This window comes from Acinetobacter sp. UBA6526, from assembly GCF_002434875.1.
GTDB lineage: Bacteria > Pseudomonadota > Gammaproteobacteria > Pseudomonadales > Moraxellaceae > Acinetobacter > Acinetobacter venetianus.
In genome coordinates, this window is sequence record NZ_DJLC01000140.1 from 1 (window position 1) to 2,048 (window position 2,048).

2 protein-coding genes are annotated in these 2,048 nt (G+C 39.2%); both read right to left on the reverse strand.

Translation table 11 applies throughout. The annotated features are described in order from the left end of the window. Positions 1 to 1,085 (reverse strand): 2-oxoglutarate dehydrogenase E1 subunit family protein (locus tag B4237_RS09240; protein WP_414632345.1); only part of this gene is annotated, 1,085 nt, incomplete at its 3' end. A gap of 696 nt (positions 1,086 to 1,781) precedes the next feature. Further along, on the reverse strand, positions 1,782 to 2,048 hold a 267-nt coding region (locus B4237_RS09250), incomplete at its 5' end, for a 4Fe-4S dicluster domain-containing protein (RefSeq protein WP_286942821.1).

The window sequence follows — 2,048 nt, forward strand, 5'->3', positions numbered from 1 at the left end:
CCAGCAAAAGCAGCATCACCATGAACAATTACAGGAAGAACGTCGTCACCACCAATGTCTTTACGACGAACTTGACGTGCACGAACAGAACCTTCTACAACTGGACCAACAATTTCTAAATGAGATGGGTTAAACGCCAATGCTAAGTGAACTTCGCCACCTGGAGTCATTACGTTTGAAGAGAAACCTTGGTGGTACTTAACGTCACCAGAACCTTTCTTATGTAGGCTCTTCCCTTCGAACTCACCGAAAAGGTCAGCTGGGTTTTTACCCATGATATTCACAAGAAGGTTGAGACGACCACGGTGTGGCATACCAATCACAACTTCTTTACAACCAACAGCACCAGCACGTTGAATAATTTCATTCATCATTGGAATGAAAGATTCTCCACCTTCCACACCAAAACGTTTCGCACCAACGAATTTGTTACCAAGATATTTTTCTAGGCCTTCCGCAGCTGTTAAACGCTCTAAGTAACCTTTTTTCTGATCATTGGTATAGCCAAATTTACCGCGAACACCTTCTAAACGTTGTTGAATCCAACGCTTTTCTTTAGTGTCAACGATGTGCATATATTCTGCACCGATAGAACCGCAGTAAGTTGCCTCCATTGCCTCAACCATTTCAGACAATGTTGCTTCTGCTTTACCAATTGCAAGGTTACCCGTATTGAATACGGTATCCGAATCAGATTTAGTCAAGTTATGAGCAGATAAATCTAAATCAGGAACGTCTTCACGTTTAGCGAGACCTAATGGATCTAATTTAGCTTTTTGATGACCACGATTACGATAAGCGGCGATTAATTGTAATACACCAATTTGGCGACGCTCATGTTCTGTACTAACAGTGCTTTGTACAACAGGTTGAACTCTGTTTGCATTACGACCCAATAAGAGGAATTGCTCACGCACACTACCGTGTGGTTGGTCACCCTTAGGGTATTTATCGAAATATTCTCGCCAATCCTCTGACACTAAGGTTGGTGATGCTAGGTACTGTTCGTAAAGCTCTTCAATATACGCTGCACTATCAGCGGAAAGTTCAGTGTCAAGACGCAATGCGTCAGCAACTTCTTGCATTTTTGGACCCATTTCCTATTGCAAAAAATAATACAGGTTGCCTTTTAAGCAGACCCATGATTCATAGTGCCAAATTGGTAACAAGACACTACTACCCAAGGTTATCCAACCCTAGGACATTATCACTACACATCAGGAGTATTCCCTTTGATGTAACAAATGAGCTATACACCCAGCAATTTAAGGCACATAACTCATCTTTTATACTCGACGACATCGAGCAATTTTTTGCAAATCATTTTAGAAAAATTAAATAAATTTTTAACTTTTCTAAATTGACTTTTACCAAATAATCTGCATAAATCAGTCACAGATATTCCCAATCTAAACGCAAGAATATACTGATTTTTTGCTTTCAGTTACTGGCACAAATGCTAACATGTAATCAAGCTTGGATTGATTTTTTTGACACATACCATCCATAAATCAGCGAAATACACACATCAAATTATATTCTAATATAACGCCCTTTTTATAAAAGTTGCACTCTTATCGACCAAAGTTAAAGATTCTCTACAAATCTCGCACAAATGCTAAGCACGCCGATCAAAAAACAAACTCCATAAATTTTTTAATCAGTTTTAACAATCAACAGCAATGATTAAACCCATAATAAATCACAGCCAAACATTTCCAAATTCCCAAATAAAAAACGGGAGTTTCTTACGAAACTCCCGTTTCCAGAAACAAGCTGAATTAACCAGCTTGATCCAACAACATGTTACGAATGTGACCAATTGCCTTCGTTGGATTCAACCCTTTTGGACATACTGATACACAGTTCATGATGCCTTTACAACGGAATAGAGAGAATGGATCATCTAAACGAGCCAAACGCTCTTGAGTCGCTGTATCACGAGAATCGATGATGAAACGATATGCATTCAACAATGCAGATGGACCTAAGAATTTATCAGGGTTCCACCAGAATGATGGGCATGAAGTTGAACAACATGCACAAAG